The 23,141-nt window shown below is 51.5% G+C and carries 20 protein-coding genes and 1 pseudogene; 5 read left to right on the plus strand and 16 right to left on the minus strand.

Going from position 1 to position 23,141, the window contains the following annotated elements:
* Positions 1 to 45 precede the first annotated feature (45 nt).
* The 4 genes from DQG23_RS06810 to DQG23_RS06825 all read right to left on the minus strand — a co-directional run bounded on the left by DQG23_RS06810 (position 46) and on the right by DQG23_RS06825 (position 4,080).
* Positions 46 to 1,194 carry an N-acetylglucosamine-6-phosphate deacetylase gene (locus tag DQG23_RS06810; protein WP_113030080.1) on the minus strand — a complete coding sequence of 383 codons (1,149 nt, stop codon included), beginning with the start codon at positions 1,192 to 1,194 and terminating at the stop codon, positions 46 to 48.
* Between the two features lie 24 nt (positions 1,195 to 1,218).
* Positions 1,219 to 1,980: a glucosamine-6-phosphate deaminase gene (locus DQG23_RS06815; RefSeq protein ID WP_113030081.1), complete on the minus strand. Its 762-nt coding sequence runs from the start codon at positions 1,978 to 1,980 to the stop codon at positions 1,219 to 1,221.
* Positions 1,977 to 3,029, minus strand: coding sequence for a Gfo/Idh/MocA family protein (locus DQG23_RS06820; RefSeq protein ID WP_113030082.1), 1,053 nt, complete (start codon positions 3,027 to 3,029; stop codon positions 1,977 to 1,979). Before DQG23_RS06820 ends, DQG23_RS06815 begins: the two co-directional genes overlap by 4 nt.
* A gap of 82 nt (positions 3,030 to 3,111) precedes the next feature.
* Positions 3,112 to 4,080: a helix-turn-helix domain-containing protein gene (locus DQG23_RS06825; protein WP_238177787.1), complete on the minus strand. Its 969-nt coding sequence runs from the start codon at positions 4,078 to 4,080 to the stop codon at positions 3,112 to 3,114.
* 136 nt (positions 4,081 to 4,216) lie between these two features.
* Between DQG23_RS06825 and DQG23_RS06830 the strand changes: the two genes are divergently transcribed.
* Complete coding sequence (locus DQG23_RS06830; RefSeq protein ID WP_113030083.1) at positions 4,217 to 6,136, plus strand: FAD-dependent oxidoreductase; 1,920 nt, start codon at positions 4,217 to 4,219, stop codon at positions 6,134 to 6,136.
* 217 nt (positions 6,137 to 6,353) lie between these two features.
* A complete protein-coding gene (locus tag DQG23_RS06835; RefSeq protein ID WP_158560333.1) occupies positions 6,354 to 8,150 on the plus strand; it encodes an EAL domain-containing protein in 1,797 nt (598 codons plus the stop codon).
* A 102-nt stretch (positions 8,151 to 8,252) separates the two neighbouring features.
* Here the strand turns inward: DQG23_RS06835 and DQG23_RS06840 are convergent, their stop codons facing one another.
* From DQG23_RS06840 to DQG23_RS06880, 9 genes and pseudogenes are all read right to left on the minus strand, one after another.
* The gene (locus DQG23_RS06840) at positions 8,253 to 9,425 is read right to left on the minus strand and encodes an acetyl-CoA C-acetyltransferase (RefSeq protein ID WP_113030085.1); all 1,173 of its coding nucleotides are present in this window, start codon (positions 9,423 to 9,425) and stop codon (positions 8,253 to 8,255) included.
* A 40-nt stretch (positions 9,426 to 9,465) separates the two neighbouring features.
* Positions 9,466 to 10,404, minus strand: coding sequence for a 3-hydroxyacyl-CoA dehydrogenase family protein (locus DQG23_RS06845; protein ID WP_113030086.1), 939 nt, complete (start codon positions 10,402 to 10,404; stop codon positions 9,466 to 9,468).
* Positions 10,405 to 10,435: 31 nt separating this feature from the next.
* Positions 10,436 to 11,206 (minus strand): 3-hydroxybutyrate dehydrogenase, encoded by a 771-nt coding sequence (locus DQG23_RS06850; protein WP_420330212.1) that lies wholly within the window; start codon positions 11,204 to 11,206, stop codon positions 10,436 to 10,438.
* Positions 11,207 to 11,254: 48 nt separating this feature from the next.
* A complete protein-coding gene (locus DQG23_RS06855; RefSeq protein WP_113030087.1) occupies positions 11,255 to 11,920 on the minus strand; it encodes a 3-oxoacid CoA-transferase subunit B in 666 nt (221 codons plus the stop codon).
* 46 nt (positions 11,921 to 11,966) lie between these two features.
* Entirely contained in the window at positions 11,967 to 12,650 is a 684-nt protein-coding gene (locus DQG23_RS06860) for a CoA transferase subunit A (protein WP_113030088.1), read from the minus strand.
* A gap of 573 nt (positions 12,651 to 13,223) precedes the next feature.
* Entirely contained in the window at positions 13,224 to 13,517 is a 294-nt protein-coding gene (locus tag DQG23_RS06870) for a hypothetical protein (RefSeq protein ID WP_113030090.1), read from the minus strand.
* Positions 13,518 to 13,840: 323 nt separating this feature from the next.
* Positions 13,841 to 13,936: pseudogene (locus DQG23_RS43705) on the minus strand (hypothetical protein); the annotation flags it as partial.
* Between the two features lie 142 nt (positions 13,937 to 14,078).
* The gene (locus DQG23_RS06875; RefSeq protein ID WP_113030091.1) at positions 14,079 to 15,542 is read right to left on the minus strand and encodes a sigma-54 interaction domain-containing protein; all 1,464 of its coding nucleotides are present in this window, start codon (positions 15,540 to 15,542) and stop codon (positions 14,079 to 14,081) included.
* Between the two features lie 146 nt (positions 15,543 to 15,688).
* Complete coding sequence (locus DQG23_RS06880; RefSeq protein ID WP_113030092.1) at positions 15,689 to 16,996, minus strand: neutral/alkaline non-lysosomal ceramidase N-terminal domain-containing protein; 1,308 nt, start codon at positions 16,994 to 16,996, stop codon at positions 15,689 to 15,691.
* Positions 16,997 to 17,290: 294 nt separating this feature from the next.
* Here DQG23_RS06880 and DQG23_RS06885 point away from each other — a divergent pair, with 294 nt between their 5' ends.
* A complete protein-coding gene (locus DQG23_RS06885) occupies positions 17,291 to 18,664 on the plus strand; it encodes an extracellular solute-binding protein (protein WP_158560334.1) in 1,374 nt (457 codons plus the stop codon).
* Positions 18,665 to 18,867: 203 nt separating this feature from the next.
* On the opposite strand, the gene DQG23_RS42040 is transcribed toward DQG23_RS06885, so the two are convergent.
* Both DQG23_RS42040 and DQG23_RS42045 read right to left on the minus strand, forming a co-directional pair.
* The gene (locus DQG23_RS42040; RefSeq protein WP_158560335.1) at positions 18,868 to 19,074 is read right to left on the minus strand and encodes a hypothetical protein; all 207 of its coding nucleotides are present in this window, start codon (positions 19,072 to 19,074) and stop codon (positions 18,868 to 18,870) included.
* A gap of 980 nt (positions 19,075 to 20,054) precedes the next feature.
* Positions 20,055 to 20,201: a hypothetical protein gene (locus DQG23_RS42045; RefSeq protein WP_158560336.1), complete on the minus strand. Its 147-nt coding sequence runs from the start codon at positions 20,199 to 20,201 to the stop codon at positions 20,055 to 20,057.
* A gap of 31 nt (positions 20,202 to 20,232) precedes the next feature.
* Between DQG23_RS42045 and DQG23_RS42050 the strand changes: the two genes are divergently transcribed.
* The gene (locus DQG23_RS42050; protein ID WP_158560337.1) at positions 20,233 to 21,510 is read left to right on the plus strand and encodes a sensor histidine kinase; all 1,278 of its coding nucleotides are present in this window, start codon (positions 20,233 to 20,235) and stop codon (positions 21,508 to 21,510) included.
* Positions 21,511 to 21,532: 22 nt separating this feature from the next.
* Entirely contained in the window at positions 21,533 to 22,453 is a 921-nt protein-coding gene (locus DQG23_RS06895; RefSeq protein WP_158560338.1) for a polyprenyl synthetase family protein, read from the plus strand.
* A gap of 93 nt (positions 22,454 to 22,546) precedes the next feature.
* On the opposite strand, the gene DQG23_RS06900 is transcribed toward DQG23_RS06895, so the two are convergent.
* Positions 22,547 to 23,134, minus strand: coding sequence for a hypothetical protein (locus DQG23_RS06900; RefSeq protein WP_238177788.1), 588 nt, complete (start codon positions 23,132 to 23,134; stop codon positions 22,547 to 22,549).
* Between the last annotated feature and the right edge of the window lie 7 nt (positions 23,135 to 23,141).

The raw sequence follows: 23,141 nt of genomic DNA on the forward strand, positions 1-23,141 counted from the left end.
ATTCCCATACAATACCGAAAATCCGTTATAATCTGCCGCTTGAGTTTATACGAGCGATCCGTTTTTGTAAACGTCCGTTATTTTCAACTCGCTGCCGTCCCATGAATAAAGCACCAAGTCCGCCGGAGCACCTTCCGTCAGTCCCGCGGCGGAAGAAAGCCCGAGCAAAGCTCCCGGGATCAGCGAGGACATCTCCCACGCTTCGGCAATCGTGCATAATCCTTTGCGCGCAAGATGAGCGATCCCCCATGGCAGCAGCTGCGCCGAACCGGCAAGCAGCTTCGGATTTTCGGCTACGCACAATCGGCCTTCCGGAGAAAGCAGCACCTTGCCTCCGATATGCAGGTCGTATTCGCCCGGTGGCATGCCGGCCAGCGAAACCGCGTCGCTTACGAGCAGCGCTTTTCCCGCTTTCGCACGAAAGCCCGTCTTGAGGAACGAATCCGGCAAATGGAAGCCGTCGGCGATAAAACAGCCCCACATATCGTCCTGCGACAGCTGCTCCCATAGAAAGTTCGGATGGCGCGGCAGCATGAGCTGAGCGCCGTTGCCGAGATGCGTCGACATACGCGCTCCCGCCCGAACGGCGTCGGCGATTTGCTCCGGGGATGCGACCGTATGGCCGATCGAAACGATAACGCCGGCCCTGGCGACGCGTTCGATGAAAGCCGTCGCTTCCGGCCACTCGGGCGATATCGTGATCACTTTGATGCGGTTGCCCGAAGCCGCTTGCCACTGTTCGAATAACGCCCAGTCGGGCGCTCTCACATACGCTTTCGCATGCGCGCCGCGGGCGCCGTCCTCAGGCGATATGAACGGCCCTTCGAGATGTATGCCCGCAATCGTGCTGTCGGTCAGCCGATCGGCTTCGCAAGCCGCCGCAATCGACTTCATCGCTTCCTCGATCGCTTCCGGACTATTCGTAATAATGGTCGGCAAATAGGAAGTTACGCCTTGCGCCAGCAGCAGTCTTGTTGCTTGCTGAACCGTCTCTACGGCAAGCGGCAGCGTATTGAAATCGAGCCCGGCATAACCGTTGATTTGCAGGTCGACCAAACCCGGAGCGATCCAGGGCAGTCCCTTTCCCGCTTCTCCGGCGGGTTCTACCGACGCGATCCGGCCTTCCTTCACCGTGATGCGCACAGCGCCTTCGCTAGCGTAATGGCGGCCGGTAATCGTGAATTGTCCCGTCATCGTTAATCGACTTCCTTCCATTGTTTAAGCGCCGTAGGAATCAAGATCGACGTAAAGCGTGCAATCTTCGTGCGTCCGCAAAACGGTGGCCGGGCAGGCCGTTGAAATCGGGCCGTTCAGCGTTTCGCGCACCGCATTGCGTTTAGTCGGTCCCGGCACCATACAGAACAAGTGAGCGCCGGACATCATCGTCGGGATCGTCAGCGTAAGCGCATGAGTCGGCACGGCGGCAAAGCTCGGGAAGCAGCCGTCGTTCACCTGCTGCTGCCGGCAAGGTTCATCCAGCTCGACTGCTTTAATCGCATACGGGTCGTTAAAGTCCGCGACCGGCGGATCGTTGAACGCAATGTGGCCGTTCTCGCCGATACCGAGGCAAATGATGTCGATCGGCGCCTCGTTAAGCAATGCGCCGTAACGCGCGCATTCTTCATCGATGCCGCGGCTGCTCTGAATGAGATGCAGCTCGCCCGGTTTGACTATGTCGAACAGGCCGTCGCACAAAAACTTCGAAAACCGCTGCGGCGCGTCTTCCGGCAAGCCGATATATTCATCCATATGGAAGGCTGTAATACGTGACCAATCGATGCCTTCTTCTTTAATCAGCGCCGCTAAAAATTCATTCTGCGAAGGCGCCGCCGCGAAAATCATTCTTACGCGGGGCTTCGCGGCAAGAAGCTCGCGAATTTTGGCTGCCGCCGCCTTGGCAGCGGCTTGGCCCATCGCAGATCGCGTTTCGTATACTTCAACTTTCAGCCGGCCGGCTTCCGTCTTCCGAACCAAAGTCATGAACCGGCACCTCCGGTTACGATCGGCAGCGTTACGGTTTGACCGGATTGCGAAGAGCGGTATATGCCGATGATGATTTCAAGCGGCAGCCTTCCTTGCTCCCCGTTTACTGCCGGCTCGCGGTTTTCGCGCACGGCTGCGATCATATCTTCGAATTGCGGCCGATGCGAGCTCGACGACAAAACGGAAGGATCCGATGAAGCGCCGTCTGCTCCTCCTCCGGCCGTATCCGTTTCCGTCTCCTCGTCCTTGAACGACAGCTGCGTGATCTGTTCGTTCTCGAACACGGCCGTACCGTTCTCTCCGATGATTTCGATTCGCGTTTTCAAGCCCGGGTAGGCGCATGTCGTCGCCGTAATCGAACCTACGGCTCCGTTCGTAAACCTGACGGATGCGACCGCGACGTCCTCCACCTCGATGCGCTCATGGCCGAGCGTATCGCACTGCGCGTGTACGGACCGAACCGGCCCCATCAAATATTGCAGAAGGTCGATGCGGTGTATCGCTTGATTCATCAAAGCGCCGCCGCCGTCAAGCGCCCAAGTGCCGCGCCAGTCGCCGCTGTCGTAATATTGCTGCGACCGATACCAATGAACGGCCGTAGTCCCCATGATCAACCGGCCGAATTTGCCGGCTTCGATAAGCTTCTTCACTCTTTGAATGTCGCGGCTGAAGCGAGTTTGCGAAACCGACGACAGCTTCAGTCCCTTTTCGGCAAAAATACGGATGATTTCATCCGCTTTCTCCAGCGTAATTTCAATCGGCTTCTCCACGATCGCATGCTTGCCCGCATTCGCGCAGGCGATCGCATGCGCGCCGTGCATGCCGCTCGGCGTAGCGATCGTGACGATATCGATATCGGACCGCTCGAGCATCTCCCGATAATCGGGATAATAAGCCGCACCGGTCTTCTCAGCCAAGACTTTGCCCAACGCTTCCACTTCGTCGGAAACGGCGACCAGCTCGGCGTCCGGCATTTCCTGCAGGATCGCTGCATGCGCTTTCCCGATTACTCCGCAGCCGATAATTGCAAAACGCATCGGTTTCATTTGCCTCCACCCTTCATCTGCTTGCATGTACTCTGAGAGCATTTTACCAGAGTACGGCTGCAACCGGTTTCCTTGGCGTTGACTATTCAAGAACGGGATTTTGCTCTGGTTGACTTTTTGCCATACGGCGAAACTGCTCGGGGGTTTGTCCGACCTGCTGCTTGAACACGCGGCTGAAATGCGATAAATTTTTGAATCCGACCTGAAAGCACACGTCCGTTACCGAAAGCTCCCTTTCCAGCAAAAATTTGATTTTGGCCTGATTGACCCGCCGCCTGTACAAATAGGTGAAAATCGTAACGCCCGTAATGTCGCGGAACGTGCGGGCCAAATAGTGCTTGTTCAGATGCAAATGCTCTCCGAGATCGTCCAAATGCACGTCGTCCACGTAGTGCTCCTCTAAATAGGAAATCGCTTTCTGAACGGTCTGTTCTTTCTCCGACGATACGTCTTGTCCCCGTCCTTGCGGCTTTTGGCCGATATCGTAAATTTCCAGCAGCAAGCTGATGAGCGATAGCGTAAAACGATCGGCGGATACCGCATCCGTCCGTTCGTGAAAGCCGTTCATTTCCGCCAGCAGCGCTTCGAACCTCGATCTGGCTTCGTCCTGCAGCGGGAACCGGCAATTTTTGAGCTGCTCGAACGGATCGAGCAAATTAACCGTCAGCAGCGGTCCGGCAATCGCTCTAATATATGTAGGGTCGAATCCGATCACCGTGCGGACGTATTTATAGCTCTCATCCATATTCGGACAGTGAAGGGTCATCCCATGCATCAAAATAAGGTCCCCGGGCGACAATGAATAAATATTGCCCCCGATCAAATAGTTGCCTCTGCCTTCATGAAAATAAAAGATTTCGTAATTCGCATGCGAGTGAAATACCGATGCGATCGGCTCCGTTTTCCTATATTCGAACCGGACCATACTCATGTCGTCCATCGGATCGCTCGCCGCCTCTTCATAAAATGTCAGATCGTAGCTTTCCTGAATTATACCATAGGATGACGTTTGCGCGCCCGAGCGAAACAGCGGAAGCTTGCGATTATTCAAGCCGTTCAGCGCTTATTCGCACAATAACTTCGCCTTTATAGACTTTTAGTCTATTTTCGGAGTAGACTTTCAGTCTAATATTGAATATACTGTGAACGGAACCAAATCGAACGGTCTCGATCGGGGGAAACTATTCATGCGTTTCATGCGGTCGGCTACCCGCAAAAAGCGGGAGCACGTCAGGGAAGTCGCCCTGGGCTTATTTGTCGAACACGGCTATGAGCACGTATCGGTTGACGACATTATCAGCGCCACGCATACGTCGAAAGGGACCTTTTATCACTACTTCAACAGCAAGGAAGATATTTTATGGGAAGTGGACCGCAAGCAGTCCGCCATAATCGAAGAGTGGGCGAAGCAGCCTCCTTCTAAGGTGCAATCGCTGGAAGGACATATTAACCGACTATTTATAGACTTGTCGTCTAATATTACCGGCCATCGCAAGCTGATTCGCAGCCTGATGCTTCTAACTTTGCAGAATGACGCCATGTATAACGAAAAAGGCAGCCAGTTCCGGACGCTGCTGGACGGCCTGCAAGTATGGCTGCCGGAGCGCAGCAAGGCCGAGCTGCTCGTATCGACTTACCTCGGAACCCTTACGACCTGGTGCCTGCAAGACGAGGCCGACCTATCCGCCATGATGCGCGAAAGGCTCGCGCTTGTCTGGGCAGGCATTCGGGTAAATCACGACTACTCCGCGACATTTGAGCTTCACCCGACAACGAAGGAGGAAAAGAAAATGAAAGTAGCTATTATCGGCGGCGGGCTCGCCGGTCTGACCGCAGCCGCATACTTATCCGAATCGCCTCAAATCGAAGGTGTCTTGTTTGAAAGAAGCCCGCAGCTTGGCGGACGCGCCTTTACGTACGAAAAAGCGGGATTCACGCTGAACTACGGCGCCCATGCGATCTACGGGATCGACCGTCACGAAATTTCGACGCTCGAGAAGGAGCTCGGATTGTCCTTCAGCAGCAAGCAGGTCGATAAACGGAACGTCATGTACGCCAAACACGGCCAGCTTACGCGGGCCCCGCTCGATTTCGTCAACCTGCTCAGCACAGATCTGTTAAGCACGATGCAAAAAGTGCGTTTCGTCGGTGAAATTACGGCGATCATCGCGAATATTCATAAGCTGAAAGATTACCCCACGCTCGGCGATTACATCGAGAATTCCGATGCGGACGAGGATTTGAAGGAATTGTGGGAGCATCTCGTCTGCTCGAACTTCTTCATTGCGCCGGAGGATGCGCGCAAGGTGTCCGGCGCCGTAATCAGCGACTATTACCATAACCTGTTTCTGTCCAGCCGTCCGGTCAACTACGTGCTCGGCAGTTGGGCCGTCATTACGAATCAGCTGAGACAGAAGATCGAAACGTCCGGGCGCTGGAATCTGGCGCTGCAGGAAGGCGTGGAAAGCGTCCGGTACGAGGATAAGCAATACTGGCTCAAAACCAAAAACCGCGAGGAAGCTTTCGATAAAGTGATCTTCGCGATGCCCGTTCAGCAAGTCGTTAAGCTGCTTAAGGATACGGCTTGGGAGCCGTTCCTTTCCCCTTATGACGGCAATACGTCGACCGAGGTCATGGTTTACGACATCGGATTGTCGAGCGTGGTCGCCCGTCCTTTCAGCTATATAAGCGATATGGACAACAAAATGTTTATCAGCGACGTATCGGCGACCGATCACACGCTTATTCCGGAAGGCGGCCAGCTGCTTCAAGGCATCGCATACTTGAGCGACGATTTCGCGAGCGAAGCGGACCGCAAAGCTTATCTCGAGCGCAAAACATCGCAAATGGAAGCTTTGTTCGACCAGTACTATCCGGGCTGGCGGGATGTCACAGCAGTCAAACGCGTATCCAAGAAAGCGATGGTTTCAAGCGTCAAAAACATTGCGACCAACCAGCTTTTGCCCATACAGGTCGAAAGCGTGCCGTTTTTCTTCTGCGGAGACGGCTGCGTCGGCAAGGGAGAGCTCGCGGAGCGCGCCTTCTCCAGCGGCCGTATGGCGGCGAAAGCCGTATTGGAGCAAAGCAAGACGCCGGTTCATGCTTAGCATAAGCCCGCAACACTATGCGGCAAACTGAAAAAGCGAGCCTTCCGACTATGACGGAGGCTCGCTTTTTAACACTTTTAGAATAATCAATAGGATGAAAGTACCGTTTACGAATGATTGTATCGTTTTTTTTCGTAGTAACCTTGCAACTATTGGTATATAATTGGAGATGGCACTTTTTCCAAACTCATCCTATTCTGCTTACGAGGTGCTTTCGATGCTCCATAAGAACGGCAAGGTTTTTGCGATCGGGCATTTGTCTATTCCACTCGTACTTGCAGGCATATACTTCACGGCAAATCAGCAAACGACCATGCTGCCGCTTTTTTTCTTTTCGTTTGTTTGGTTTCTTTTACTCTCGTATTTTGCCTTCGGTATCGGGCGCCTGTCGGAATGGCTTCGCAAACGGGCGGTATGGGCCGTAACGTTAACCGATTTCGCGATTTATTTAGCGATTCAATTGCTTCCGGAATGGGCTCCTCATACGGAACCCGATTGGCTCATTTTATTCCTTGTCCCGCTCTACGCCTTCGAGCTCGGCACATTCGCATCGTTAGCCGTCAGCGCAGGGGGCATGATCATGCTGTTCGCCAGTCACGCCGCCTGGGGCATCACCATCGCCTCGCTCGAGACGCTGATCATAGTCGGCGCTATGGTGCTGATCGTTTTTTTTATCGGACCGAGCACGGACCGGCTTAATCGGCTGGCGTATTACGACTTGTTGACCGGCCTGCCGAACCGGCATCTTCTCAAAAGCCGGCTGAACGCATCGCTGCGCCATGCCGACAAGCATCGCCATTTGACGGCCGTCATGCTTGTCGATCTCGATCAATTCAAATATGTCAACGATAATTTGGGGCATGATGCGGGCGATCAATTACTGAAAATCATAACCGAACGTTTACGAAGCATTTTGCCGGCTAAAGCAATGCTGGCTCGCATGGGGGGCGATGAATTTACGATCTTGTTAGCGAACGCGGCGAATGCCGACGATGCCGCATCGATCGCGCGAGCGACGATCGATGTCATGCAGCAATCGATATCGCTTAATCGCAACGAAGTTTTTTTAACGACTAGCATAGGTATCGCGCTGTATCCCGATGATGCGTCCGACGCGAATTCGATCATGCGCAACGCAGAGGCCGCGATGTACCGGGCCAAGGAGAACGGACGCAACAATTTCCAATTTTACCGCAGGCAGATGGACGACGACAGCACGACCGAACGGGTTCGGAAGGAAGCGATGCTGCGGCATGCGATCGACCGGGACGAGCTTGTCGTTTATTATCAGCCGCGTCTGAATACGAAAACGGAAGAACTCGTATGCGTGGAAGCTCTCGTCAGATGGAAGCATCCCGTACAAGGAATGATCCCGCCAAACGAATTTATCCCGCTGGCCGAAGATACCGGACTCATCGTGCAAATCGGCGAGCAGGTGCTGCGCAAGGCATGCAAACAACGCAAGAAATGGACCGAGCAAGGAATGCCGCAATTCCGCGTCAGCGTCAATCTGTCCACCAGGCAATTCCGCCATACCGAGCTGCCTGAGGTGATCGCGCAAACCTTGAAGGAAACCGGCCTCTCGCCGGATTTGCTGGAGCTCGAAATAACCGAGACGGCCGCCATGCAGGACGCCCATTATGCAGGGCTGATGCTCCAGGCTCTGAAAGAAACGGGGCTGACCATATCGATCGACGATTTCGGTACCGGCTATTCATCCTTAAGCTATCTGAAACGGTTTCCGATCGATGTCATCAAGATCGACCGTTCGTTCATCAGCGGCATCCACAAAAATGCCGACGATGCCGCCATCGTACGAGCCATTATCGTGCTGGCCAAAACGCTGAAGCTGGAAGTGACGGCGGAAGGCGTAGAAACGTCCGAGCAGATCGCATATTTGGAAAGCCTCGGCTGCGACGAAATACAAGGCTTCGTGATCGGCAAGCCGATGGATGCCGACGATCTCGTCCGCTGGCATTTTATTCGTCAGGAATCATTGCAGACTTCAGGGTAATATCCATCATTATTGAGGCCCCAAGTCGAAGGGTTACTCGCAAAAAACCTTCATCCCATTAATGGAATGAAGGTTTTTTGGCTTTAACTGCCATTCGTACGTTTAGCCGACGTATTCGATAACGGCCGCAACGCCCTGGCCGCCGCCGACGCAAAGCGAAGCAAGACCGTAACGCTTGCCGCGTCTTCTCAGCTCGTATGCCAGCGTCAACAACACGCGGGCGCCGCTTGCCCCTACAGGATGGCCGATCGCGATCGCGCCGCCGTTTACGTTCGTACGTTCGCGGTCGAGACCCAGCTCCTTTTCCACCGCCAAGTATTGAACGGCGAACGCTTCGTTGATTTCCACAAGATTGATATCGTCGATCGATAGTCCGGCCCGTTTAAGCGCAATGCGGCTCGCAGGCACCGGCCCGATGCCCATCACTGCAGGATCGACCCCTGCAACGCCCCACGAAACGATTCTCGCCAACGGCTTGCGGCCGTTCAGTGCATCCTCGCCCGCAATCACAAGCGATGCCGCACCGTCATTAATCCCGCTGGCATTGCCGGCCGTAACCGAACCGCCTTCTTTGAAAGCCGGCTTCAGCCTCGCCAGTTTCTCGAGCGAGCTGTCGGCGCGAACAAGCTCGTCGAGCTCGACCAGGCGCGTGCCTTCGCGCGTTCGCTGCGGGACGGCAACGATTTCTTCCGCAAGCCGCTCGCGAGCAGCCGTCGCGCGTGTATGGCTCATGACGGCATAGGCATCCTGATCGTCGCGCCCTATGGCGTAGCGATCGGCCAGATTTTCCGCCGTAATGCCCATGCCGCAGCCGATATACGCATCGGTCAGTGTACTCATCAGCATGTCTTCAAGCTGGAACGCGCCCAGCTTCACCCCGCCGAAGCGGCTGGCAAAATGGGAATGCGGCGCTTGCGACATCGTTTCCACACCGCCGGCCAAGGCAATGCTCGATTCTCCAAGCGCAATGCTTTGCGCTGCCGAGATCACGGCCTGCAGCCCCGAACCGCACAGCCGGTTCACGACCATCGCCGGCGACTCGAGGGGAACGCCTGCCCGCAAGCCGATATGTCTTGCCAAATAAGCCGCATCCTTGCTTGACTGAATCACGTTTCCATAAACGATCTGATCCACCTCGTCCGCGTTTACACCGGCCCGTGCCATCGCCTCTTTAGCGCTTACGAGTCCGAGTTCTGCAGCCGGCGTATCCTTAAACGATTGTCCGAATCCCCCGAACGCCGTTCGGGCGCCTTCCATCACATAAATCCCTTTCATGCTCTCCGCCTCGCTTCCGCTTATCTAATCGCATTATAAATTAATTTTGCTTGGCACGCAGCATCCGCTGAAGTGCCTGTTCCCGTGCCTCGACGAGTCCAGGAAGTCCCGCTCCCTCTTCCCTATCATACGGAAAAATCCCTTCCCCGCTCTTGATCCCAAGCTTTCCTTCCGAAACTTTCTCGCGGATTACAGCAGGTGCCGAATCTTCTCCGGACAGCTTGGGAAACAAGCTTGCGCACACTTTCTCCCAAACATCCAAGCCGCCGAAATCGGCAATTTCAAAAGGTCCGTTCAGCGCCCAACGCAAGCCTGGCCCTGCAGTCATGGCAAGATCGATTTGCTTCGCATCGGCGACGCCGCACGCGAGCAGATAGCTCGCCTCGCGCAGAACCGCAGCCTGGAGCCGGTTGGCGATAAAGCCGGGAATATCCTTCTGAAGGATGACCGGCGTCTTGCCGCAATCCCGAAGCAATGCCGCAACCTCTTCAACAATCGCCGCAGGTACGGCGGCATGTCTGACCAATTCGACGAGCGGAACGAGATGCGCCGGATTGAAAAAATGCGCGATGATCATGCGGTCGGCAAACTTCCGTCCTTCGATCAGCGTTTCGAGAGAATAGGAAGACGTATTCGACGCGATGACCGCCGTTTGCTTAACCATCGTTTCGAGACGCCCGAACAGCTCCCGTTTGATTTCAATCCGCTCCGGCACCGCTTCGAAAATAAGATCGGCATCGGCGGCGGCTTCCTGCAAATTCGCCGTATAGCGAATCGTATCCGCGAGCTGCGGTTGTACTCCGTTATGGCCCGTCTCCAAGGACGGCAATTTTGCGGCAATATGACGGCGCGCCGCCGCAAGCGCTTCGGAGCTCGGATCGTAAATCGAAACCTGCAAGCCGTTTGCAGCCAAAAGCATGGCGATACCATGGCCCATCGTACCGGAGCCAAGCACGGCGATATTTTGGAAGCGATGCATGCTTTTATCCACCTTCCCTTAGTTCAATCTATTACTGGACCGTATATCCCCCATCGATAACAAGCGTCTGGCCGGTAATCCCTTTTGCCTGCTCGCCCGCCAAAAAAAGCGCGCAGTCCGCAATCTCGTCGACATCGAGCAGCCGTTTTTGCGGGACCAGCGGATAAATGACCTGCTCCAGCACCTGCTCGGGCAATATCCCGCGAACTCTGGCCAAGTCCTCAAGCTGATTGCGAACAAGCGGAGTATCGACATACCCCGGACAAATTGCATTCGCGGTTATCCCAAATTCCGCCCCTTCCAAGGATGTAACCTTAGTCAGGCCTAATAAGCCATGCTTAGCGCTGTTATAAGCCGCTTTGCCGGAAAAGCCGATCAATCCGTTGATCGAGGCCATATTAATAATTCTGCCGAAGCGCTGCCTTTTCATGATAGGGAACGCATGCTTAATCGCGACGAATGGAGCCGTAAGCATGATCCTCAGCATTTTGTCGAACGTTTCGGTCGGAAACTCCTCGATGGGCGATACATGCTGCATCCCCGCATTATTGACCAGTACGTCGAGCCGGCCGAACTTGGACGAAGCAGCTTCGATCGCCTTAACGATATCCTGCTCGCTGGTTACGTCGCAGCCCAAACCGATCGCCTCATAACCTTTGGAGACAAGCTCCGCTGCCGTATCGGCTGCAAGACGTTCCTGCAGGTCGGTGATCAGAACCGCCGCTCCGTTCGCCGCGAATCGCTCCCCGATTCGTTTGCCGATTCCGCTGCCGGCTCCAGTAACGAGCACTGCTTTATTCATGAACACAGGCATACGCTCCTTTCCTTTTGTTGCCATAAAAGCTTCGCATCAGTACGCATTCAGTCTGACGTTATCGTCAACGAGCAGTTCGGGTTCTACCGCCGCTCGGATTTGTTCGATCGTGAAGCCCTCGGCCGTCTCTACGAGCTTTAGCCCTTCCTCCGTTATATCGAAAACGGCCTGCTCCGTAATGATTCTATGAACGACGTTTTTGCCTGTTAAAGGCAGGCTGCAAGCATTCAATATTTTCGGTTTGCCGTGCTTCGTCAGCTGCTCCATAATGACGACGACCCGCTTCGCGCCGTGCACCAAGTCCATCGCGCCGCCCATGCCTTTTACCATTTGCCCCGGAATAACCCAGTTCGCCAAATGCCCTTCGGCCGAAACCTCCATGCCTCCCAAAATCGCCAAATCGATATGTCCGCCGCGGATCATGCCGAACGATTCCGCCGAATCGAAGTAGACCGCTCCGGCGACAGCCGTTACCGTTTCCTTGCCGGCATTGATCAAATCCGGATCCACTTGCTCGGCGGTAGGATAAGGCCCGATGCCTAACAGTCCGTTCTCGGACTGCAGCATTACACCGATGTCTGTAGGCAAATGGTTGGCAACAAGCGTCGGCATACCGATGCCCAAATTTACATAATAACCGTCCTTGACTTCCTGCGCTGCGCGCCTTGCAATTTTTTCACGCACCGACATAACGTTCGACATTCGAATCCTCCTCTTGATTGTCCATATTTATTGGAAAAGCCGGCCGTTAACGAGCCAGCGTCAGCCGCTCGATTCGTTTTTGCTGGTCGCCTTGAATAAGCCGCTGCACGTATATTCCCGGCGTATGAACGGAGCCCGGCTCGATCTCTTCGACCAGCTGCTCGACCTCGGCGATTGTAATGTTTCCGGCCGCAGCCATCATCGGATTAAAGTTGCGGGCCGTTTTGTTATAGACGAGATTGCCCATCCGGTCCCCTTTATGCGCACGGATGAGGCTGAAATCCGCCTTCAGCGCATGCTCCAGCACGTAGTCCTTGCCGTCGAAGCGGCGAACCTCTTTCCCTTCCGCAATCGGCGTCCCCACTCCTGCCGGCGTATAAAACGCGGGAATTCCCGCACCGCCCGCGCGTATGCGCTCAGCCAAGGTCCCCTGCGGCACAAGCTCCGCTTCGAGCTCGCCGTCGAGGAGCTGGCGCTCGAACGTTTTATTTTCGCCTACGTAGGAGGCGATCATTTTTTTGATTTGCTTATTGCGAAGCAGCAAGCCGAGCCCCCAGTCGTCAACCCCGCAGTTATTCGAAATGACGGTCAGGCCGCTAACGCCGGAATCCGCCAAAGCAAGGATCAGCCCCTCCGGGATGCCTACCAAACCAAAACCGCCAACCATCAAAGTCGCACCGTCCGGGATGTCCCGCACCGCTTCCTGAAATGAAGTGAAAACCGGTTTCATTCCACTTTTCCTCCTTTTTTATGTGTCCGTATATATAACAAGCAAGAATCGTGCCAAACGAAAAAAAGTAGTGTACGAGTGGAGACTGAGAGCAATTTATTATTAGAATCACTATCTGGGGATAAGAAACTTGCCGAATCAATGTTTGGGTTGAGCGAATCATACGAACGGACGGCTTGTTTGCCGCAGCTGCAGCTAGAAGCTTGGGAGATAAGCGAGGAAAAGTATTTGAACGAAGAAATTCCGGTTATTCGGAATGGAATTCCTGAATTTCGGAAAACAATTAGAACCTTGACAGACACTACAGAGCAACAAGAAATGTGAAATACATAAATCTATGCGAATTATCATATAGAATTGATCATATTACTTTTAATTTGATCATTCTATGCGAAAAATCATATAGAAATCATCATTTTGCCTAACTCTCGATAATTTGTATATGAAAAATCAAACAGAAAAAAACCACGGTGCATACCGCGGCTTTTGCAATAACGATTTGAGTCTTGCTAACTTTATGCTCACCCGCCTTCTGACTAGACGATAATGAAAGTTACGTATTTCCTATTTCCGCTACATTACCTTCTGGAGCATAACGGGCAGCTTATTCAAAGCTTTCCACTGCTCGTTTTCGTAAGCTCCGACCAAAACGCCCTGTCCAAGATCGTAATAATAAAATCTTTTCCAGCAGCCATACTCCTCCAGCAGCTCCGAAAATATTTTGAAAATCCCCATATCCAACCAGTCATTGTCTACAGCCAATTCATATTTGTATGCCTTTCCGTCAATCGTAAAAGAAACCCGGATCTCATTATTTTCTATGTCCACATAATCGGCAATATCGTTGACAAGGATTTCATCCTTCAATAAATCGGAAATTCTCTCAATAATCGGAATGTAATCCCTGTGATCTTCAATAAATCGGAAATTCTCTCAATAATCGGAATGTAATCCCTGTGATCTTCAATACATCCAAATACCAGATGTCATCACTAGGGTACGTAAAAGAATGATCGTCCAAAGCCATTTCCGAACCCAAGGAAATATATAAAAGCAGGTAAATCATTAAATACCTGACTACCGAAAATCCGCCGATCAAAACAAATAAATACCGTTATAATAACGATTCAACACGGTCAAAAAGCTTCCGTATCATTTGCCCGCAATCAGCATTCTTCGGGGTATCGTTTCTATTCCTTATCGCTTTTCATATGAATAATCTGAATGACTTTGCCTAAAATATCCTCCTTGGAAACTGCCCCTAAGCTCCTGCTATCTGCGCTGTTTCTTCGGTTATATTTCTAACAAATCTTTCCACGCTAATCATTCGCGAAGCTTGTCAAATTTCCTCTCGCCTTAGCATAGTGCCGCAACAAAAAAACACTCTCAATAAAGAGAGTGCTCAGGGCCGTCATAACCGGACATTAATTACAACGTATCGCCATACTTATCCAACTTATCGTAAAAAGCGGACTTGCTCATCCCAAGCTGCTTCGCCGCTTTTTGCTTGTCTCCTCCCGCTTCGGCTAGCGCTTGCCGCAGCAGCTGCCGCTCGTGGAATTCCATCGCGGATTTCCATGAATGCCGCGGCGCTTCGGAAACCGCCTGCGATACCTCCTTGCTTGACCGGCTGCCAACGCCAACCCCCGCCAGCACCTCAGGCGACAAATCCCCCGCTTCGATCGCATCCCCCAGTCTGACGAATAACGCCCGCTCCAGAACATTGCGCAGCTCGCGGACGTTTCCCGGCCAGTCATAAGCCATAAGCAGCGCTTCCGCCTCCGGCGTGACGGTTACAGGCTCCGTACCCAGCTCATTTTGCAATTGAACCAAAAGCTCGCGGATCAGCAGGGGCACATCCTCCCGGCGCTCGCGAAGCGGAGGAACGTTCAACACGATTACGTGAAGTCTGTAAAATAAATCCCTTCGGAATTTCCCTTCCTCCACAAGCTCTTGCAGATTCCGATTCGTCGCCGCGATAATGCGCACGTCCACAGGTTCGGGCTTGATCGAGCCGACCGGCTCAATCTCCTTTTCCTGCAAAACTCGCAGCAGCTTCGCCTGCAAATGCAGCGGCAGCTCGCCGATTTCGTCAAGAAAAATCGTCCCTTTATCCGCAAGCGCAAACTTTCCTTTTTTGCCTTGGCGGCTGGCGCCCGTAAACGAACCTTCCTTGTAGCCGAACAGCTCGGATTCAAACAGCTGCTCCGGTATCGACGCGCAATTCACTGCTATAAATGGACCGTAAAACCGCACGCTTTCCCGATGAATGGCATGTGCGAACAGTTCCTTGCCCGTTCCGCTTTCCCCGCCGATCAGAATCGTGCTGCCCGATTTTGCCGCCCGCGCTGCCGTCAGCTTAACCTCCTCGAGTGCGCTGCTTTTGCCGACGATATGCGAGAAGCTGTATTTGGCTCTTGTCGGGGACGTCTTTTTGTCGCGCATATCCGAGTGCAAATATTTGTTGATTTCTTTATATTTTTCGTTCATGGCAAACAACCGGTCGATATCGTCGAACATGATTTTTCCGACAACCGCCACCACTTCGCCGTCGCTGACGATCGGGATCCGGCTCGCTATCATCCAATGTCCGTTGATCAGCTGCAAATCGCCGAATTCCGCCCTTCCCGTTTTGGCGACGATATGAAGCCGGGTGTTATCGATGATTTCGGTTACGTGGCGGCCGGACATACTGCTCACCGTCTGCCCAATGTATGAAGCATACGTTTCATTTGCCGTCAAAATACGGCCCTCCGCATCGGCGATCACGACGCCCTCATTCGCATCCTCCAGCGCGAACTTGTAGAGCCGCGAAGCATTTTCCGCGTTTGCCGCCTGTTCGGACAAGCTGCGGAGCAGACGATGCACCCAGCCGTTTTTCGTAATACGCATGTTCTCTTCACCTACGTTCCAAAAATTCCGCATAAGGTTATGAATATAGTATCACATCTTACGAGGACTTGGCTTACCGACCGACATCAACAAAAAAAAGAGCCCGTTCCCAACCCTCGGAAACGAAGCTCTCTTTTTATGAACAGCTATGAATTCTGCGACTTCCCGGCTTGGCCGCCTGCCAGCAAATAATCGACCGTTTCCTTGATGATGCCTTCCGAAGCTTGCGAGAACGGTGAGCACAGCCCGAAATAATAGTAAGATCCCGTCGCTTCGTACCCGCCCTCATTCAACTGCTCGGCGGTCGACACGTAACCGATCATGCCGTTGCTGTATGCGACAGGAAGAACGTCTCCAGCTGACACTGCCTTTACATACAAGCCATATTCCACGACCATCTCGGCATTCATGGAGAGCAGCGTCAAACCCTCGGCAATGTCGAGCCGCACCAGCTCGAGAGGGACCGATTCCCGAATCAGCGTTGAATCATGCAATAATTGATCGGCCCAATTCCGCTCCCTTTCCTCGCCTTTTTCAAGCGCCTCTTCAAGCATCTCTCGGGACGGTACAAGCTGATAGGGCAGCTCGCAGGAAGCGTAATCTCCATTCAGTTTTCGCAGTGTTAGCTTCTGCAGGGAACCGTCCAGCGCACGAAGTACCGCTCCTTTGAGGCGTGCTCCCATCTCGCGGACCTCCGCATCGCCTCCGTTGTAAAATTTTCCGTCGCGAACCAGAGCAGGCCTTATATTGCCGCAGCAGCCTTGCAAAAACAGAGCGACCGACCGGCCGCCAAGCTCGCGCTCGACCTCTTCCATCGCAATACCGCTGTATTCTGCGGAAATTAGATTGGCATTCGTCACCGTCGGATGGCATGTATAATGAACGAATAATGCTTTCGTTTCACCGGATTCGTTTCTAAAGCGGATTACGGTAACCGCATTATCGTTCGGCCCTTCCGGGTTCGGTTCGAAATGAACGACACCGTTCATGTACTTACGGCGGTTAACGCCGACATCGCAGGTGCTTGATCCCCGTTCTACCGTAACCGGCTCCAAATTGCTCTGCGCTTCCTCAACGCAGGCGACCAGCTTGTTTTCCAGGGATTGTACATAGGACTCGTCGATAAGACCGATGTGCGGCATTAACGCCGACGTTTGCGGGCCCGAATGGCTGTGCGACGCAGTCAGTATGACGTCGGATCTCCTCAAACCGAAACGCTCCGTGAGCTTTCCGATCAGCTTCTCCATTCGTTCCGTGCCCCACCAAATCATGTCGGCGGATGCAACCAGTTGTTTATGCCGAGCCGTTTCGTCAATTTGTTCAAATAAAGCGACGCGAAGATATATAGGGTGGCTTACGCCATCCATGACGCCTTTTCGGTGTCCGTAGCCCGCTAGCGGTACGGGATGCTCCGGAGTGATATCGATTTTAGCCGTGCCGAGCAGCAAATCCATCGTATGATCATCTTCCTTTCATTCCTTCGAGAATACCTGTATTATAGTTGTATCGCCATTATTGTTCAATTGTTTTTTAGCCGTCGTTTCCCTTAGAATCGGGCGGCTTACACAGTATTCATGCCGATATTCGCACAAAATCGCTCTTTTTTAACGAGCGCCGGAACGGTGAAACGAAAGGCAGCCCGGCAGCTTTCCTTGACTTTCACGGTTTCATTCTTCATCATATATTAAACAAAGCCGATAGGCCGAACGCAGGAATTACCGATATTACAGGACAGGATGATCGATTGCGTGAAAAGAGAACATGAATACCGATACTTAAGGCTTGCGGATATTCTTCGCGAGCAAATTTTATCAGGGTACATCAAGCCCGGACAATTTCTGCTATCCGAAAATGAACTATGCAAATATTACGGCATGAGCCGGACGTCCGTCCGAAAGTCGCTGGACCAGCTTCTGAAGGAGGGGCTTATCGTCAAAAAAGTGGGACAAGGCACGATCGTCTCGCCGGACGTCGAGGCGCAAGCCGAAAAACGCCGGACGCTGCGCATATTGGCCGTGACCCCTTCGCATTATTGCGATATGGCGTTGACAACGGTTATCGAAGCGTTCGAGCGCAAATATCCGACCGTCGACGTTAAGCTGCTTCGCATGCCTTCCGAACAGCTGTGGCCGACGATACGCGAAAGCCTGGAGATGGGGATCGAAGCCGATCTCGTTCTTGTGGCGGACCGGCACTACAAAGAAGCCGATCCCGAGCGCGACTGCGTAGAGCTGAACCGGATGCTCGACAACTCGGCCGATGATATATACCCGCGGCTTCTCGAGGCTTTTACCTTGGAGGACAAGCTTCTGGCCGTTCCCGTTACCTTCTCGCCCATTTACATGGCCTACAATCCGGATATGTTCGATCAATACGGAGTGATCCACCCTTTCGCCAACTGGACCCGCGAAGATTTTATGCGCACGGCCAAGCAGCTGACCGTCGACACGGACGGGGACGGCATCGTGGACCAATACGGCTTTTCGTTGCCTTCGTCCATGAGCCGGTGGCCCGTAATTGCGCTTCAGAACGGCGTCGACTTCTCCGACTTGAAAAACAACGGCGATGCTTTATATACGTCGTTCGCTTTCATTCACGATATGCTGTACAGACAGCGGAGCGCCACGCTTCATCTTCCCGGGCGCTTCCAGCAATACACCGCCTTTATGAGGCAGAAAGCGGCTATGATGCTGACGACCGCGATCGAAATTGCGCATCTGAAAAGCGGAAATATGCCTTTCGAGCCGCGCGTCGCACAGCTGCCTTTCGGTCCGGAGCAGTCGACGATGCTTATCGCCAACATGCTCTCGATCCTGCCAAGCTGCAGCGATATGGAGCTGGCTGCACAGTTTATCCAAACGGCGCTCGCTCCAGATATTCAGGAAAAAATAAGCCGCGATACCGGATTTTTGTCCGTCTTGAAATCGGTAAACGCAAAGGTATGGGATCGCCGGCACCTTGAATCGCTGGAAATCGCGAGGGGCGAGCAAGCGTACGGTCTTTTCCTTCACGAGCTGTTCGACGACACGCAATCGATTGTCGAGATCGATAATGAGATGCATCTTTTCTGGTCGGGCTTGGAATCCGCAAAGGATGTTTCGGCAAGACTTGTCGATAAATAATAATCCGAAAAACCTAATTTTTAAGAAGTTTTGTTCCACTACCATCGAGTTTATGGGATACTGAGTCGAAAATTCTCAAGTACCTCAAGATCGAAAACTACATTAAATTACAATACGCACAAAAAAGAGATTGTAAATTAGCTGCGCTAATATACAATCTCTTTTTTATTTGGTAAAATAATACTTGGTTAATAATTACATTATTAGGACCAATCACCTTGAATTTGTTTCGATCTATCACTTACCGAACGGCTGAACGTTAGAAACAGAGCTTTGGATTCCGCCCCGGATAGTTCGGACGAATCTACCTCTTGACCCACACTGAAAGTGCTTTCATTTTTAAGTGTTTCGGAAGATTTCATCGACTTTACAGCAGAATGAAGATTAGGCGACAGTTGAATTGTTGTCATTTGGTATTTCCTCCTTTTTTTATTTATACTACATCATTATATCAAATAAGGTTATATTTGGGGAGTGGTTATATGAATAAAAACATACTAAAACAGATAGTATTGGTTATTTTTGTCGGCATATTAGTATGGTGTCTATCAATAACCTTGCGATTCCCTTATTTAGGAATCAGCTTAGAACAAGCGACGCTAGGTCATTGGGTTATCAATAAATTGAATAATGATAGTTTTAGTGAAAAATATGATCTACAAGTCGGGGATATCGTTCGAAAAATCAACGGCAAAAGTCCAGGCGAATATTCAACGGTAAAAAAATGGGGAATCGTCGAAAAAGCTAATCATTTATTCATTACAAGAGATGGCAGTGATCGCGATATTTTTATTCAGACTAATAATAAACTTACGTATGATATATTTCCGGTTTTAGAAGGTATATTAAGTTTACTGCTTGGCGGAATACTATATATGACTATTCGGCATTCCAAGTCAGCAAGATTGCTGTCATTCGTTTTTTTAGCTATCGGAACCATCTGGATCAGCTTCGGCGCTTCCGTTAGAGGGGATGAAATAGGGAAAATATTTATTGGCAGTTTAATGATGTGCCTTCATATCTTCTTCCTTCAATTTCTCGTCATTTTTTTCAAAGAGAAAGGCGACATCCATCTTCCTATTAACGTATTCAAATATCTTTATGCCATAGTTATTTTAGACATTTTTATTAGATTCTCGTATTTCTCACCAACACTCGCACCGATTGTTTACCGCTACATCAATAACGTACCGCTGTTTTTTTTCATACCCGGATTTTTAATCAATATATTTATTTTATCTTACGTATTTTTCAAATATCATAAACAAAAACCGCACCTTTCGACAATGATCAAAACCGTATGGATTTGTATATTGCTTTCCTTTTTACCTGTAATCTGTTTATCTTTCGTACCCTTGCTAGTAAACGGAAGTTACTACATACATGCTAATTACACAAGCTGGTTCATCTTGCTTTTTCCCGCTTCTTTTGCATATTTGATCGCTTCCAACCAGTTGTATGACATCGGACTCGTCCTGCGGCGCTTTATGCTTGCCGGTATGATCTCGATCGTACCGAGCGGTGTTTTCACAGTCATAAACGCTCTAATGTTTCAACCCGATGCAAGTATGAAACATCTTCTATTTCAATTCGTCATTCTGTTAGTCCTATTCACATTCGTCCTATACGGAATGGAATACTTCACCGGCAAACTCGAGCCGCTTCTGTTCCCGAAGAAAGCCGCGCTCAATAACGCCCTGAAGAAAATATCCAAAAACCTCGGCACGATCTCGAATTTCCGGGAGCTGAAGGATATCATACTTGTGGATATCGTCGATACGCTTCAAGTGGCGGGCGGCGCGATCGCTTTCAAGAGCAACGACCAGCTGGAAATCATACATGCGGGACAAATCGATGCAGATGAAGTCGAACGGCTTGTTCAATCGCCTTTTCCTTATCACCATTCGTCATATTCTTGCATCGAGATTAACCGCAATGAAGAATATTCGAGCTGCTTGCTCATGACACGGAAGAAAACCAACACGCTGCTGGGGAAAGAAGAGATCCAATGGCTCAATTTGATCACCTCCTATCTCGCAGTTTGCTTGGAAAACGTTCATCTGATTCGTAAAATGACGCTGAAGCTGCAGCAGCTGGCCTCACAGCTCCCGGAGGAGCAAGAAGCCCGGGATATTCAATGGTTTCGCAAGATCATGTTCGAGCTGCAGGAAGAGGAGCGGACGCGTATCGCAACCGATCTTCATGATACGACCATGCAGGATCTATTTTTCCTGAAACGAAGGTTCGTATCGCTGCTGAATAAATATGTCATGAACAATGAGGACAAAGAGCAGTTGGACAATCTTATTAATTTTGTCGAGCTGATCAATACGAATTTGCGTCAAAGCTGTTTCGAGCTTCATCCTTTCCTGCTGCAGGAAATCGGTCTGATCCGGACGGTCGGCAAGCTGATTGAGAAAGAATCCTACCTCGTCCCCTTCAAAATCGAGCTTGCAGCGGACAACGCATCTGCTATCGAGAACAAAGACTTGCCCGAGAAAAAACACATTTTCCGTATGGTCCAGGAACTGCTCAACAACGCCAAGAAACATTCGCAGGCAGCCAATATCGAGTTTCGCCTGTATATCGCCGGCCACTTCTTTCATCTGGTGTATAAAGACGACGGCGTAGGTTTTGATCAAAAAGCTGCCGCTTCAAGAGAAATCGGAGGCTCCGGTATCGGCTTGGAGCAGCTGAGAGGCAGAATTCTGCACTTGGGAGGCACTATTGAAATAACGTCATCGCCCGGTAACGGCTCTACATTTCATATCGCCATACCGTTGAATACGGCAGGCTCCCGTTTCCAAGCGAACGTTAGAGCTGCGAAGCATGCATTCTCTCACTGACAGGAAGGGCTGGTACAAACAAATGAACAATGAAATATTTGCAGAGACAAATCGTATTATCGATACTTACATATGGGAGCCGAATTTACGGGAATTGCTTAAATCGTTCATCATCGAGAAGAAGGAGGAAAAAAGCAGCTGGGGGGCAATGACCCTCTATACGCACTACATGCTGGGAGGCTCGTCGCCCCATATTGTTCAACTTGCCGCCGGTACGGAATTAGTCGTTTTGGCGCTTGATATTATAGACGATCTTCAGGATCGGGATAACGAAAGCAAAGCTTGGATGAAATGCCCTCCGGAGAACGCGCTTAACGGCGTCTTGGCGCTCCTTATGGGTTTTGTCGGACAGTTGGGTCATTTGCCTGGAAACGAGTCGTTCAGGCCGCCTGCAGAGGCCAGCCAAATCATAGCGAGGTCCATTAACGGGCAGCAGCGGGATTTGAACAACCGGATCGGGAACGTCGATGACTGTTTGTCCATGATTCAGGAAAAATCCGGTTCGCTGATGAGACTTGCTTTTTATATGGGATATGCGCCGCTTCGGTGTTCTGAGGAAACGATCGGGCAGTTGAACGAGTTGGCCGACTGTATCGGACTTATCCATCAAATCCAGAACGATATTAACGACCTGCTCCGGTACGATGTCAAAAACGATCTGTTTGCGAAAAAACGGACCGTCCCCATTCTGTTCATGCTGGAGGACAATGACGAATCATTCGTCGAATTGAAGCGCTACTACGAGGGCTCGCTCGGCCTTGACGAGTTCCTCCTGAAGAAACAAGCTTGCTTGCAATATATTCAGGATTCCGGGTGTATCGAATATGCCAAGGTCGTCCAAACGTTATGCGTCCAGAAAGCCGATGAAATTTTCGGCGCCATCGAAGCGCTGTCCCCGTGGAAGGAAAAGCTGCGGGAAATTACGTATGAAGCCTTTACGTAGTCGTCAAGTCCCCTTTTATCTTAGATGCGAACAAAAAAGCTCCGATTGCCGCAGCTGCGACAAACGAAGCTTTTTTTTGCAATCGTTGGCGGATTAAGAATCCAAAAATCCAAGACGATAGCCGTACTCCATCAAGCCGTACAATGGACCTTGCTCTTCGTCCTTCTGTAGGCCTTTTTGCTTTTTCAAATCCAAATATTGCTTCCAGACGAGCGGCAGCTTGTCCTCCGGACCTTTGACCCCAAGCAGCAAGGAAAGCAGCGAACGCTTGTACGCACTTTCCGCCTCAGCCGCAAGCTTCGCAATCGGCTCCCAGTCCTCGATGCCGGCTTCGTGCAAATAACGAACGGCAAGCTCGACGAATACAGGCTCGTCGTCGGTAGCCAGTTTGTCGAGAACGATCGGCGTTACCGCTTCTTTATGCTTCACCAATTGATCCAGCAAAAGCTTATGGTTCACTTTATCCGTCTGCTCGTTCATTCGTTCTACCAAAGCGGCGGCATCGCTCAACCCGGAGATGAAATCCGCTTCATCCTTGCCGCGGTTCATTTGCTTGGAGAGCTGATTTACCTTCTCCATCGTTGCCGGGAGCGTCAGCATTCCCCAGACGAGCGCAGGCTGCGATACTTTCTTAAACGGCTGCAAATCGAAAAAATGCTGGGATAGTCTAGGCGTATCCATAGCCTCG

The sequence above is a fragment of the Paenibacillus contaminans genome (genome assembly GCF_003285015.1).
Lineage (GTDB): Bacteria > Bacillota > Bacilli > Paenibacillales > NBRC-103111 > Paenibacillus_V > Paenibacillus_V contaminans.